The following is a 12,860-nucleotide window of genomic DNA, read 5'->3' on the forward strand; positions in this document are numbered from 1 at the left end:
TCAGTAGCCGAGCCCGTGGCCGAACGGGAACAGCACCCCGGTGCCGTCCGCGCGCGGGATCGAGACCGGCAGCTTGCCGGTCGGGTTGACCTCACCGAACAGCACCCGTACGAGCGACTCGAGCTGGCCCACGGTGTAGCCGTAGGTGTCGAGCACGGTCGCGGCCTCCGGGAACGACGCGACGTCGTACGGGTTGCGCATCGCCGCGACGACGACCGGCTTCCCAGTCGCCAGCAACGCCCGTACGAGCGCCGTCTGCGCCACTGCTGCGGGGGTCGGCTGCCCGGTGTCCGCGTTGATGGCGTAGGCGTTATTGGTCGACACGACCACGAGATCGGAGTTCTGCGCGGCGGCGACGGCATTGGCGATCGCCGTTGCCGACGGTGTCGTGCCGGACTCGAGGACCTGCGTCGTCGCGCCTCGCGCGCCCATCGCGTTCGCGATGCCCTGCGTGGTCCCGACGCCCCACCCGGCGACGAGGACGCGGCGCGGACCGGCCGTCAGCGGAAGCAGCCCGGCGTCGTTCTTGACCAGCGTCGTGGTGCGGTTGGTGATCGCCTGGGCGTCGGCCAGGTGCTGCGGCGCACCCACGACCTGCGTCGCGGCGGCCGGGTCGACGAACGGGTCGCGGAAGATGCCCTCGCGGTGCTTGTGCAGCAGGATCCGATAGACCGACTCGTCGAGCCGCTTCTTGCTGATCTCACCGCTACGGACCGCGTCGAGCACCGCCCCGTACGCCACGTCCATCTGCGGCGGGACGAGCAGCTGGTCGGCGCCGGCGAGGAAGGCCCGGACTGGCGCGACGTCCGGCGGGTAGGTCGACGTCGCGCCCTGCATGTCGAGCGCGTCGGTGACGACCAGGCCGTCGAATCCGAGATCGTCGCGCAACAGCCCGGTGAGGATCTTGTGCGACATCGTCGCCGGCACGCCGGGATCGATCGCCGGCAGGACGACGTGGGCGGTCATGATCGTGTCGATGCCAGCGGCGATCGCCGCACGGAACGGCGGCAGGTCGATCGCCTCCATCTCGGCGCGCGTGTGGGTCACCTCGGGGAGCCCGAAGTGGCTGTCCTTCCCGGTGTCACCGTGGCCGGGGAAGTGCTTCGCGACGGCCGACACCCCGCCGGCGCGGTAGCCCCGGACCTGCGCCGCGACCAGATCGGACACGAGCGCTGGGTCGGAGCCGATCGACCGGATCCCGATGACCGGGTTGTTGGGGTTGACGTTGACGTCGGCCACCGGCGCGTAGTCCTGCGTCACGCCGACCGCGTCGAGCTCGGTGCCGATGACCTGCGCTGACCGCTTTGCGTCTGCCGCCGAACGACCAGCACCCAGCGCCATGTTGCCGGGCATCTGCGTCGCGGGAGCACCGAAGCGCGCCACGAGCGCGCCGCCCTCCTGGTCGACCGAGATCTGCAGCGGGATGCGACGCGGCTGCGCGAGCGCAGCGGCCTGCAGACCGTTGGACAGTGTCGCGACCTGGGCCGGGTCGCCGATGTTGTCATCGTTGTTGCGTGTCGTGTAGTAGATGACGCCGCCGGGTCGGTACTTCGCGACAGCCTGGGCCGGGGTGTCGACTCCATACATCCGCTGGTTGATCGCCTTCGCCGCGTCGCTCGGTGTGTTCGCGTCGCGGCCGGCTACCTCGATGACGAAGAGCTGGCCGACCTTCTCCTCGAGAGTCATGTGCCGGAGCTGGGAGATGATCTTGCCCCGGTACGGCGCATCACCGGAGTGCCCTGGGCCGCCGGCCGTGGCAGCGGGTGGGCCGAACGCCGCGGCCAGCACCAGGGCCAGGCCGAGGATCAAGAGCCGGAGCGGCGTCCGGCTCTCGCGGATGGATGCTGACCGACCGAACATGAGCGCCTCCGGGAGTGGCCGTTCGTGTGATGCGGATCACACGAACAGTAGCGCTTGACGTTCCAGAAAGCACTACCTCAGATTCACAGTTACGTACCGGATCATCCCCATGCGATACACACGCCTCGGCGCAGCCTCAGCGCGCAGCCAGCGCCCGTCCGGCAGACAGAGCCGCGTCCTCAGCCTCCTTCTTCATCAGCGCCGCCGGCTCGAGGAACGCGTCGAGTGCCGGGTTGACGCCGACGAGAGTGAACTCGCGCTCGACGACGGTCAGGTCCGCCTGCCAGACATCGGCGACGATGCGACGGAGGTAGTCGAGGTTGTGGTCCCACCCCTCCTTCGGCGTGCCCGGTCCGTACGCCCCACCGCGGGTGGTGACGAGCACCGTCGGCGTGCCCGCGAGCAGCGGCTCGCCCTGCTCCCCGCCGGCGAGGGCCAGATCGATCCATGCCTTCACGTGCTGGGACACGCCCCAGTTGTAGAGCGGGAGCGCGAGCACGGCCAGCTCGGCACGGCGCAGCTCGTCGGCAACCTCACCCGCGAGAGCGACTGCGGCCTGCTGCTCGGGCGTACGATCCTCGGCTGCGGTGAACGCTGCGCCGATCGCCGTCGGCCAGGCGTCGGCGGGCAATGGATCGGCGGCGAGGTGGCGGGACACGACAGGCACGTCGGGACGGGCCGCGGTGAGCTCGGACATGACCAGGTCGGCGAGCGCGCTGCTCGCGGAGTGCGGGCCTTGGATGCTCGAGTCGACACGAAGGACGGACATGGCTTCTCCTTGGGAGGGGACAGCAGAAGGGTCGAACTTGAATGTTCAAGTCAGACCGTAATGCAATCGAGTTGAATGTTCAAGTCACGCGGATAGGATCGCATCATGGCCCCTCGCACCAACGCCTCAGACGACTCCGACGTCCCCTGGCTCACACCCGACCAGATCAAGGACTGGGCCTCGGCGATGGCGCTGTTCACCACGCTGCCGTCCGCCTTGGACGCACAGCTCAAGCGTGACGCGGGGCTGAACCTGTTCGAATACCACGTGCTTGTGCACCTCAACGCCTCTCCCACCGGCATGGTCGCGATGAGCGACCTCGCGCACCTCGCCCAAGGGTCGATCTCGCGCCTGTCGCACGCGGTCGGCCGCCTCGAACGCGCGGGCCTCGTACGCCGGGGGGCCTGCAACGAAGCCGGCCGTCGTACGGGGGCGGTCCTCACCGACGCGGGCCGCGAGAAGCTCGTGGCCGCGGCGCCCGGCCATGTCCGCGAGGTCCGCCGCCTGGTCATCGACACCCTGGACCCCTCTCAGCTCGAGGCGCTCGGTGACGCCGCGCGGACGATCGTCGCGGCCACCGCTCCCGAGTTCGCGGCCGTGATCGACCGCGCCCCTACGGGCTGACCGAGCGGTCCTCGTCGGCTCGTGAGCGCGAGGCCTCAGCGCGCGATGCCGGCCCCTCGCCGTTCCGGCTCCCGACGACCGTCGCCGCGGCAGCCAGCGCGAGCGCGAGTCCCGCGATCGTCAAGGCAGTCTGCCCCGACGCCGGCGGTTCGGGGTTTCCGGTGGCAACAGCAAGCACGCTGTAGACGACGGCTGACGCCGCGCAGCGCACGGCGAGCGCACGTCGCGCGGTCGTGCGGATGACGTCGAGGCGGGACACGAAGGTTGCGCCCACCAGGCTGAGCGCCGGGGTCACGCTCGTGGCTAGACTGCCGCCGTGCTCTCGTGGCGTTCGAAGAACTCGTTCCTGTCGATCTGTTCCGAGAGCTCGGTGCTGTCCATCGGGAGCATCGGATCGATCGCCTCGATCGGATCGATCGGTTCGGTCCTGTCTGCCGGGTCGATCGGATCCGTGATGTCGGCCATGTCGATGCTCTCGCACCAGAGCAACTGCTCCATCCTGTGTCGGCAGAGCAACTGCTCGATCCTCAGCGACCAGAGCAGCACCTCGATCCTCAGCCGGCGCAAGAACAGGTCGGTGCTGAACCGCCGACACTCTCGCTCGACGGGCTGACCCGCGACTCAGCCGCTGGTCGCGATCCCGGTCTCGCCGTCGTGGTCGCCGCGGACCCACGCGATGTGGCGAGCGGCGGAGTACGCGAGCACCGCCTTCGCGTCGCCGTCGATCGGGTTGCCGAAGTTGCCGATGATGCGGTCGAAGTCGAGCGTCGCGAGCCGGTCCGCGATCGCTTGAACGACGGCGGCTGACAGCGGGATCTTGTTCGGATAGCTGCGCAGGAAGCCCAGCGACGCACGGTCGGGGTTCGGGAACACGGTGTCGCCGCTGAGCAGGAGGCCTCGCCCGGTGGAGTCGTCGGCCCAGAGCGCGACCGCGGATCCCGCGAAGTGGCCCCCGATGCGGTGCAGGCTCAGGCCGGGTGCGAGCTCGACGTCGTCCTCCCACACCGCGATGCGCTCCGTACGACGGCCGATCCACTCCGCGTCCGACGCGCACACGAGCACGGGCGCGTCGAGAGCGTCGCCCCACGCGGTCTGGACGCCGAACATGTGCGGGTGGCTCGCGGCGACCGCCAGCACGGGACCACGGTCGAGGATCCGCGCGGCGGTCTCGTCGTCGACGTAGCCGGGCGGGTCCCAGAGCAGCGAGCCCTGTGCCGTCGTCACGAGCTGGGAGGTCTGACCGATCCCGACCGTCGGCTTCGCCCTGATCTCCGCGCGGCCCGGCTCGCGGTCGGCGACGACCAGCTGCTGGCCGGCGGCGGCAAGGTCCGCGATCGTGGTCCAGCGCTGCCCGTCCGCCGGCACCCACTGACGCTCGTCCGCGCAGATCGGGCACACCTCCGGCAGAGGCTCGCTGAACTCGACGCCGCACGTGGCACAGATCCGCATCGCTCCCCCTCGTGGGTGCTCGTCGCTCGACCCGCACACCGTACGACAACGGTGGGGCCGCTCGCGGGCTCGCGGCGCTCACGAGAACCTTCCCTACAGTGGGGCGTGGATGATCCGTCCGAGAGGAGCACCATGGCGCTCGTACTGGTGACCGGCGCGTCGACGGGCCTGGGCCTCGCGACCGCGACGACCCTCGCCGCCGATGGCCACGACGTCGTCCTCCACGCCCGCAACGCCGGGCGCCTCGACGACGCGAGCGTCCTCGAGCAGATGTATGGCGTGGTCTATGGCGACCTGTCCCAGCACGACGAGACGGTGCAGGTCGCCCAGCAGGCGAACGCGATCGGAGCGTTCGACGCGGTCATCCACAATGCCGGCGTGATGCGCAGCCGCGACGCGCTCGCCGTGAACGTCGTCGCGCCGTTCGTCCTCACCGCGGTGATGTCGCCACCGGGTCGCGCGATCTTCCTGAGCAGCGGGATGCACCTGTCGGGATCACCACGCCGTCTCGCGCCCGACTTTTCCGACCCCGCCCGCACCTCGTACGAGGACAGCAAGCTCTTCATCACCGCCTTCGCGCTGGCCCTGGCCCGCCTCCGGCCCCAGACGCGGACGCACGTGGTGGACCCCGGCTGGGTCCCGACCCGGATGGGCGGGCCGTCAGCGCCGGACGATCTCGACGAGGGGCACGCGACCCAGGAGTGGCTCGCGACCGCCGACGAGGACGCGATCGATCCGCCGACCGGCGCATACTGGTATCACCGGACCACGCGCGCACCTCATCCCGCCGCGGCAGACCCCGGCTTCCAGGACGCGGTCGTCCGTGCTCTCGAGGCCCACACGGGCCTCGAGCTCACCGCCTGAGCGCCGCCGTCACCCTCGCGAGACGCGCAGCATCTCCTCGCGCGGGACGACCTTGACGCGCTCGCGCCCGACGGCCTCGCCCAGCGCCAGCTCGTGCGCGTCCAGGCGATCCCACCCCTCCCCCGTGGTGAACTCGACACCGCGGTCGGTGAGGTGCTCGACGATCGCGGCCGGGTCGTCGTACGAAGGCAGCTCGAGGCCGTCGAGATCGGCGAGGAGGTTCGTGATCGTCTCGTTCGCGTCGGACTTGGTGTGCCCGATCAGGCCGACGGGTCCGCGCTTGACCCACCCCGTGACGTACACGCCGGGCATCGGAGTGCCGTCGACCTCGAGCACACGTCCCGCGTCGTTCGTGATGACGCCGGCGTCGTGGTCGAACGGGACGTCGGGCACGTGCGTGGAGAGGTAGCCGACCGCGCGATAGACGGCCTGGACCTCGGTGTCGGTGAAGTCGCCGGTGCCGTGCGCGACGCCGTCGCCCCGCATCTCCGTACGCTCCGTCCGCAGCCCCTCGACGCGGTCGGTGCCGAGCACCTCGACGGGCGCCTGGCACATGTGGAGGTGGATGCGTCGCGGGGCACCGGTGGGCTCGGCCTCGAGGTACTTGAGCAGGGTGTTGACGACCAGGCGCGTGCCCTTGCTCTTGGCGATCGCCTCCTGGCCGGCGTCGTCGATCTCGAAGCCTTCGGGGTGCACGATCACGTCGACCGACGGCGAGTGCGACAGCTCGCGCAGCTCCATCGGCGAGAACTTGATCTGCGCCGGACCGCGCCGCGCGAAGACGTGGACGTCCTTCACGTTGCTCGCGGCGAGCCCCTGATAGACGTTGTCGGCGATCTCGGTCGTCAGCTGCTCGTCCGCAGGCTTGGCGAGCATCCGCGCCACGTCGAGCGCGACGTTGCCGGCGCCGATGACGGCGACGCTCTCGGCATCCATGGGCCAGTCGCGCGGGACGTCGGGGTGGCCGGCGTACCAGGACACGAAGTCCGCGGCGCCGTAGCTGCCCGGCAGGTCGATCCCGGGGACGTCCAGCGGACGGTCGGCGATCGCGCCGGTCGCGAAGATGACCGCGTGGTAGTGCTGCTGCAGCTCCTTGAGCGACACGTCGACGCCGTACTCGACGTTGCCGAAGAACCGGACGCGGTCACCCCCGAGGACGCGCCGCAGAGCCTTGATGATCTCCTTGATGCGTGGGTGGTCCGGCGCGACGCCGTAGCGGACCAGCCCGTACGGGGCGGGGAGTCGATCGAACACGTCGACCTGAGCCGCTTCGTGCTGCTTGGTCAGGATGTCCGCGGCGTAGATTCCGGCAGGTCCGGCGCCGATGACCGCGACGCGCAGGGGACGCATCCGAGATCCTCTCAGTGGTAAGGCTAGGCGCTCCTAACCTACCTTCCGACGCGCGGCCCTCCCCCGCCGGGACGGGAGACGCTGGTCACGGTTGGTGCGGGCAACCTGGGCCGATCGGTGGCGGGCATCAACAGCGAACGGGAGCTCCGCACCCGCAGCGGTGCACCCATTCCCGGCCTTCAAGGACGAGGCGAGGCACGTTGCATTAGCCAGCTTCGCGCCAGCGTTCGAGTGAGCTTGATCCGCCCGACTGAGGCAGTCATATCGCCCACTATGACGCAACCCGAGGACCTCTGGATCTACGAGCCGGCGCAGTTCGGTCGACGTAACCGAAGCGGGTACCGGCCGGTAATGACGCCGACTGGCACCCAAACCGTCAGGAAGATCGAACTTTCGGTCGCTTCGTCCTGCACGACTGTCAGTGGCGAGTGACATACCTTGTTGCCATGGCGGACGGTAGCGGCATCGAGTGGACGGAAGCCACGTGGAACCCCACGACAGGTTGCGATCGGATCAGCCCGGGGTGCGATAACTGCTACGCGCTCACGCTGGCGAAGCGGCTGAAGGCCATGGGTAACCCGAAGTACCAAGAGGACGGCGACCCGCGCACCAGCGGGCCGGGCTTCGCGATTGCCGAGCACCCGTCGGCCCTGGACATCCCACGTCGGTGGGCCTCGCCGCGCGTTATCTTCGTCAACAGCATGTCCGACCTGTTTCACGCCCGCGTGTCGTCGTCGTTCATTCGCGACGTCTTCCAAGTCATGGAGGACACACCCCGGCACACCTACCAGCTACTTACCAAGCGTCCTCGCCGGGCGGCGCGCCTGGCCGAGGAGCTTCCGTGGCCGAGCAACGTCTGGCTCGGCGTCAGTGTCGAGACGTCGGATCAGCTGTGGCGGCTCGAGGACCTGCGCCGTGTCCCTGCCGCGACTCGGTTCGTGTCCGCTGAGCCGCTGCTGGGGTCGCTCGCCGGGCTGGACCTCACCGGCATGCACTGGCTGATCGCGGGCGGTGAGAGCGGGCCGAATCACCGTCCGCTGAATCCGACGTGGGTGCGGGAACTCCGCGACGAGTGCAGCGATCAGAGTGTCGCATTCTTCTTCAAGCAGTGGGGCGGGCGTACGCCGAAGAGCAACGGGCGTGAGCTCGATGGGCGCCTCTGGGACGAGATGCCGGTTCCTACGCGGGCGTGATCGTGAGCGTCAGCATGTCCTTGACGCGCACCGTTTGAGTCGTGGTCTTGCCCTCGTCGCGGACCTTGTTGATCGCCGCGCGCAGGTGCAGGGTGCGGACCACGCCGACGAGGTCGTCGCCGAGAATCTCCTCGGCGCGGTCGATGATGCGGAAGGCCTCGCCCTTGGCCAGCTCGGTCGTCAGCCGGGCGGCGAGCGTGTCGACCCACTGCTTCTTGAGGAGCTCCTCCTGGGCCTTCCAGTCCTTCAGCCAGGCGTCGTTCTCCTCGAAGATCGTGCCCTCGGCGGCCACCTTGGCGTGGTACTTGCGCCACTCCTGAAGGCCGAGCGATGCCGACTCACCGAACGCGAGCATCCCGTCGATGTGCCGCGTCGCGAACACGAGGTAGTACAGCGGTTTGAGATCTGCGCGAGGCCGGACGTCGATCACCCAGGTGCCAGCGCCACCAGCGCGCTCCCGGAGCTTCTCGGCGTACCCGGCGACGACGGCCTCCTCGGCCGCGGTCTTGTCGTCCTCGGATGCCTGGTTGTTGGGGTACTTCTCCAGCCACACGGCGCGCCACCAGTCGCCGCCGCACACGGCGTCCATGCGCTTGAGGGAAGCCTCGATCGGCTTGTCGCTCGTCAGGTGACCGGCGAAACGCCGGATGTGCGCGGTGAGGTTGATGAGAGCCTCGGTGGCGGGGGCGCCGTACCCGCTGGGTCGGTCGAAGATACTCGCCACCTCCTCCAGCGGGATGACCAGCCCGCACGGGTCCAGGTACACGAACAGCGGGATGCCCTCGCACAGCTTCAACAGCCTCGGGAGGTGGTGCGATACGTCGCCGTCGGTCACGGTGATCTTGAGGCCGTCGCCCTCCTTGGCGACCACCTCGCGCAGCTTGGCCGCGAACTCGTCCTTCTCTTCCACGAAGTGCAGCTCGACGGTGCGGGGTGTCGATACGTGCTTCTGGGCGTGCCGGATCAGCATCGCGCCGGAGCCCTCGGCGTCATCGTCGTACCTGCCCGGCCCGGCGTAGCCGTCGATGAAGGCCACCCGGTGGTCGGTTGACCACTTGCCGGTCTTGCCGATGAACGGCCCGGCGTATGAGTCGATGAGGGCGTGCTTCAGCACCGCCGCCGACTTCTTGCTCTTGTGGAACTTGCTGGTGTCGCTGGACAAATCCTCGCCCCCGGATAACGAACATCAGAGGTGGTCAGACTATGTGAGGTTGCCCACGGTGGGGGGTGTAACGCGTCGCGGCGGATCGGTTCCTGCCGGTCGCTCCTAGGCGTCGTGCTCCTCGGAGCTATCCGCCACGCCAGCTGGCGACCCGGCCGCGATCAGGGTCAGCATCCACTGAATCGCGGACAGCAGCCCGAGTGCGCTGACGCAGCACAGGTCGTCACCGAGCGGGGCGCCTCTCCGCGTTGTTGGGAAACGCCCAGCCATCCATGCCAGGTCGAGGCGGGCGACCAGGGCGTCCTCCCAAGCTGCTGACTCAACCCGCGGGCCTTGCACCGACCGGTCAAGCTCGAGAAGTTGCGCGAGATCGTGGCCGCTGGCTCCTTGGGGCCAGTTGGCGTGGTGGTCAAGGAGCGCGGTCTTCAACGCGAGCTCGAGCAGGTGAGACGCAGCAAACAGCAGCGGCCGCCCGATGAACCAACCGCCCATCTCACCGTCCTCACCTTCCCGCGTGGCCAAGTCGTGCGCCTGTCGGGCGAGGAGACTGAACGCCTCGAGATGCTGGTTCAACATTTCGGCCCAGCGGGCGACGTCATCGGTGAAGCTAGGCCACCGCAATGACATGCAGCAACTGTCGTCGGCGTGCACCGAGTCGTCGTCCTCAGCGCCGTCCCTGTCGAAGAAGACGTTGGCGAGGTTCGGCAGCCCGGTCATGGTTGGAAGGTAGCTCTCCGGTGTGTCACGTCGCGGAGGCGGTGACCAGAACGTCGACGACGTCGGCGACGTTGTCGAGCAGGATAGTGTTGTAGCGGCGGTCGACCTTGCCTTGCCGCAACCGGTGCACCCACTGCTTCTCGGTCACGACGACGTCGCAGTACACAGCCGGTACGGGCAGCGCGACGACATCGGCGAAATCGTTCGGCTCCCACTTCTGCTGGGTCTGCCGGTGCTTCGCGGACCGCATCACGTTCGTGACGTACCTGGTGGGCAGGTCGTCGATGAACGACATCAGCCCGCCGACAGTGATCCCGTCCATGAACTCCTCGTACGTCATCCCGATGCGGCCGAGCGCGTCGGAGACCGCTGGGCGGATGTCGCCGAAGTCGGTGGCGCGGACCGCGACATCAATAGCGTTGCCAGTGAGTCCGTTGGCCGCGATCGCGGCCGCGACCATCTTCTCGAACTCGACGAACCGCTGAGCGTGATCGGAGTCTGAGTGGGCGAAGCCGCGGGCGCGGTACGTGTCAGGACCGGCACGAAGCAGCGCTTCCTCGACCGACTGGTCGACGAGCTCGCTCAACTGCGAGCTCAGGCCAGGTGGTAGCGACGCTCCGCCGCCGGGCAGGGCAGACAGGTCGAGTTCCGGCCAGTCGAGGCGACCCTCGCCGATCTGGCGCATCCCGATGCCGAACTCCTGCACCTGACGCGGATGCTCGGGTCTCCCGAATAGCCGCTGGAGAGCGAGGTCGATCTCGCGATCGAGCAGCGGGAAGGGCAACGCCATCGTGTGTTGCTTCGACAGCTCCAACATCGTGTCGACGACGTCGTCACGGGAGCGGTCATCTCGGCGCTTGCTGGTCTCCCAGTACCGGTATATGTCGAGCGGGAACGACACCGCCCCGGCCGCGACGCCCGCCCGGGCGAGGGTGAGAGCGTCGGTGAACTGTCGGCCGAGCTGGTGGCCGGTCGCGGCCCGCGCAAGGTCAACCCACTTGTTCTGATCGAGGTAGATGCGGAGCACATGCTTATCTTCTCGGGGGCCGCAACTCGGCTCCACCGGGTTTCACCGTGGCCTCACCGGGTGGGCGGGATCGGGCGCAGCGGCTGGCCCTCACCCATAACGCCGCGTACCGTCCGGTCGCGACATAGCACCGCGAGCCGGAAGCGTGGATCTGCCGATGAGCGGTCAGGGCCTGTAGTCCTCGAACTCCCAATAGCCCAGACGTCCGAGGAGTTCGCCGATCCCACCCCATGTGTCTGCCTGGACCACGTCGACCCGCTTGGTCAGCCACGCCTGACGTGCGTTCCTATCGAAGGTCTCGAAGTCCACGACGACGTGGTGGCGTGCGTCGTAGAACCCTGCTCGCGCCTTGCCTGCGAGCCACTCCGGCGAGCACACCGTGACATCGAACGACTCCTCACCGGGTGTGTCAGGCGGTCCTACGATCATCCGGGCGAGCAGTGAGAACTCGGCGGGGTCGCCGGACAATGTGGACGGGTCCGGCTCCAGTTCTAGGCTCTTCAAAACGGCTCGCATGCCTCCGATCCTGCCGTAAGAGACGCACTCTCACGCCGCGATCCCGGTGCTTCGAAGCTGTGTCGATCCGCCGCGAAGGTCGCTCGCACGCTTGGTGCGGGGCTCCCTCATGCCGCCCGATCGAACGTCAGGTGCGTGACGCCGCTCGGTGAGGACGTGGACTCGATCCGGTAGTCCTCCTCGAGCCCCTCCAGCCCGTCCCACAGCCGCACGCCCCGTCCGAGCAGGATCGGGACCACCACCGTGTGCATGTGGTCGACGAGCCCGGCGGCGAGGAAGTCGCGGGTCACCGTAGGACCGCCGCCAATGCGTACGTCCTTGCCGCCCGCAGCTTCCTTCGCTGTCTTGAGCGCCTCAGCAGGCGAGGCGTCAAGGAAGTGGAAGGTCGTCCCGCCCTCCATCTCGATCGACGGCCGCGGGTGATGCGTCAGCACGAACACCGGCGTGTGGAACGGCGGGTTCGGACCCCACGCGCCCTTCCAGTCCGGGTCCTCGTGCCATCCGGGATGCCCCCACTTGCCGGCGCCCATGATCTCGGCGCCGATGCCGGGCTCGTGCTGCTGCGCGAAGGCGTCGTCGACACCACCGGAGCCGGCGGGATCCCACAACCGAGTGGCGAACATCCACTGGTGGAGCCGGTCCCCCGCGTGACCGAAGTGCGCGTCGGCGCTCTGGCCCTCGCCCGTGCCGAAGCCGTCGAGCGAGATCGCGAAGTTGTGGACGCGTACGTGAGACATGGCTACTCCTTCACCGGTACGTAGGTCAGATGGGTGACCGACTTCGAGGCCCGCGACTTCACCTGCTCGAGCGCCAGCGGCGGCACGCCTTCGAACAGCCGCGCGCCCGCGCCGAGTGTGAGCGGGACGTTGTGCAGCCGCAGCTCGTCGACCAGGCCGGCGGCGAGGTACTGGTTGATCGTGTCCGCGCCACCCAGGATCGACACGTCACCGTCGCCGGCCGCCTCACGCGCCTGCGCGAGCGCGGACTCGATCCCCGAGGTGACGAAGTGGTACGCCGGGGCGTGGAAGACCGGGTCGTCGCCCCACCACCCGTTCCAAGGCCGGTCCCACTCGCCCCGTACAGGTCCGAACATGTTGCGGCCCATGATCACCGCCGAGTACGCGGCCAGCTCGTCGACCTCGGCCCGGTTCGCCTCGGGGTCGTCGAACATCCAGGCGTGCAGCTTGCCGCCGGATCCGTCGCCACCGTCGTCGCCGAACGGGCGCTCCTCGGTCTGGTTCAGCCCAGCCGCATACCCGTCGACCGAGATCGTGATGTTGCCGATCACCTTGCCCGTCGGTGGAGTCATGCACTTCAGCATCGCGCGGC

The 12,860-nt window shown here is 68.7% G+C and carries 15 protein-coding genes; 3 read left to right on the forward strand and 12 right to left on the reverse strand.

From position 1 onward, the window contains the following. Positions 1-1,860: a glycoside hydrolase family 3 protein gene (locus HCT63_RS11065; RefSeq protein ID WP_167004139.1), complete on the reverse strand. Its 1,860-nt coding sequence runs from the start codon at positions 1,858-1,860 to the stop codon at positions 1-3. Between the two features lie 136 nt (positions 1,861-1,996). Then, complete coding sequence (locus tag HCT63_RS11070; RefSeq protein ID WP_167004142.1) at positions 1,997-2,629, reverse strand: NAD(P)H-dependent oxidoreductase; 633 nt, start codon at positions 2,627-2,629, stop codon at positions 1,997-1,999. Positions 2,630-2,734: 105 nt separating this feature from the next. Here HCT63_RS11070 and HCT63_RS11075 point away from each other — a divergent pair, with 105 nt between their 5' ends. Beyond that, positions 2,735-3,253, forward strand: coding sequence for a MarR family winged helix-turn-helix transcriptional regulator (locus tag HCT63_RS11075; protein WP_167004145.1), 519 nt, complete (start codon positions 2,735-2,737; stop codon positions 3,251-3,253). Here the strand turns inward: HCT63_RS11075 and HCT63_RS11080 are convergent. From HCT63_RS11080 to HCT63_RS11090, 3 genes are all read right to left on the reverse strand, one after another. Then, positions 3,243-3,548, reverse strand: coding sequence for a hypothetical protein (locus tag HCT63_RS11080; protein ID WP_167004148.1), 306 nt, complete (start codon positions 3,546-3,548; stop codon positions 3,243-3,245). The genes HCT63_RS11075 and HCT63_RS11080 overlap by 11 nt on opposite strands. A gap of 8 nt (positions 3,549-3,556) precedes the next feature. Then, on the reverse strand, positions 3,557-3,799 hold the full coding sequence (locus HCT63_RS11085) for a hypothetical protein (RefSeq protein ID WP_167004151.1): 243 nt from the start codon (positions 3,797-3,799) through the stop codon (positions 3,557-3,559). A 75-nt stretch (positions 3,800-3,874) separates the two neighbouring features. Then, positions 3,875-4,702 (reverse strand): hydrolase, encoded by an 828-nt coding sequence (locus HCT63_RS11090; RefSeq protein WP_167004154.1) that lies wholly within the window; start codon positions 4,700-4,702, stop codon positions 3,875-3,877. Between the two features lie 132 nt (positions 4,703-4,834). Between HCT63_RS11090 and HCT63_RS11095 the strand changes: the two genes are divergently transcribed. Beyond that, positions 4,835-5,566 carry an SDR family NAD(P)-dependent oxidoreductase gene (locus HCT63_RS11095; protein ID WP_167004157.1) on the forward strand — a complete coding sequence of 244 codons (732 nt, stop codon included), beginning with the start codon at positions 4,835-4,837 and terminating at the stop codon, positions 5,564-5,566. A 9-nt stretch (positions 5,567-5,575) separates the two neighbouring features. On the opposite strand, the gene HCT63_RS11100 is transcribed toward HCT63_RS11095, so the two are convergent. Continuing rightward, positions 5,576-6,916, reverse strand: a complete 1,341-nt coding sequence (locus HCT63_RS11100; RefSeq protein WP_167004159.1) for an FAD-dependent oxidoreductase — start codon at positions 6,914-6,916, stop codon at positions 5,576-5,578. A 446-nt stretch (positions 6,917-7,362) separates the two neighbouring features. On the opposite strand from HCT63_RS11100, the gene HCT63_RS11105 reads away from it, so the two are divergent. Next, a complete protein-coding gene (locus HCT63_RS11105; protein WP_167004162.1) occupies positions 7,363-8,109 on the forward strand; it encodes a phage Gp37/Gp68 family protein in 747 nt (248 codons plus the stop codon). Here HCT63_RS11105 and tcmP read toward each other — a convergent pair. The 6 genes from tcmP to HCT63_RS11135 all read right to left on the reverse strand — a co-directional run bounded on the left by tcmP (position 8,096) and on the right by HCT63_RS11135 (position 12,840). Next, positions 8,096-9,271 (reverse strand): three-Cys-motif partner protein TcmP, encoded by a 1,176-nt coding sequence (gene tcmP, locus HCT63_RS11110; protein ID WP_167004165.1) that lies wholly within the window; start codon positions 9,269-9,271, stop codon positions 8,096-8,098. The genes HCT63_RS11105 and tcmP overlap by 14 nt on opposite strands. Positions 9,272-9,376: 105 nt before the next feature. After that, complete coding sequence (locus HCT63_RS11115; protein WP_167004168.1) at positions 9,377-9,988, reverse strand: hypothetical protein; 612 nt, start codon at positions 9,986-9,988, stop codon at positions 9,377-9,379. A 25-nt stretch (positions 9,989-10,013) separates the two neighbouring features. Continuing rightward, positions 10,014-11,015, reverse strand: coding sequence for a hypothetical protein (locus tag HCT63_RS11120; protein ID WP_167004171.1), 1,002 nt, complete (start codon positions 11,013-11,015; stop codon positions 10,014-10,016). 165 nt (positions 11,016-11,180) lie between these two features. Beyond that, positions 11,181-11,531 (reverse strand): Imm8 family immunity protein, encoded by a 351-nt coding sequence (locus HCT63_RS11125; RefSeq protein ID WP_167004174.1) that lies wholly within the window; start codon positions 11,529-11,531, stop codon positions 11,181-11,183. Positions 11,532-11,638: 107 nt separating this feature from the next. Beyond that, positions 11,639-12,268: a dihydrofolate reductase family protein gene (locus HCT63_RS11130; RefSeq protein WP_167004178.1), complete on the reverse strand. Its 630-nt coding sequence runs from the start codon at positions 12,266-12,268 to the stop codon at positions 11,639-11,641. A gap of 2 nt (positions 12,269-12,270) precedes the next feature. Then, entirely contained in the window at positions 12,271-12,840 is a 570-nt protein-coding gene (locus HCT63_RS11135; RefSeq protein ID WP_167004181.1) for a dihydrofolate reductase family protein, read from the reverse strand. Positions 12,841-12,860: the final 20 nt, after the last annotated feature.

The organism is Mumia sp. ZJ430 (genome assembly GCF_011751845.1).
Classification (GTDB): Bacteria; Actinomycetota; Actinomycetes; order Propionibacteriales; family Nocardioidaceae; genus Mumia.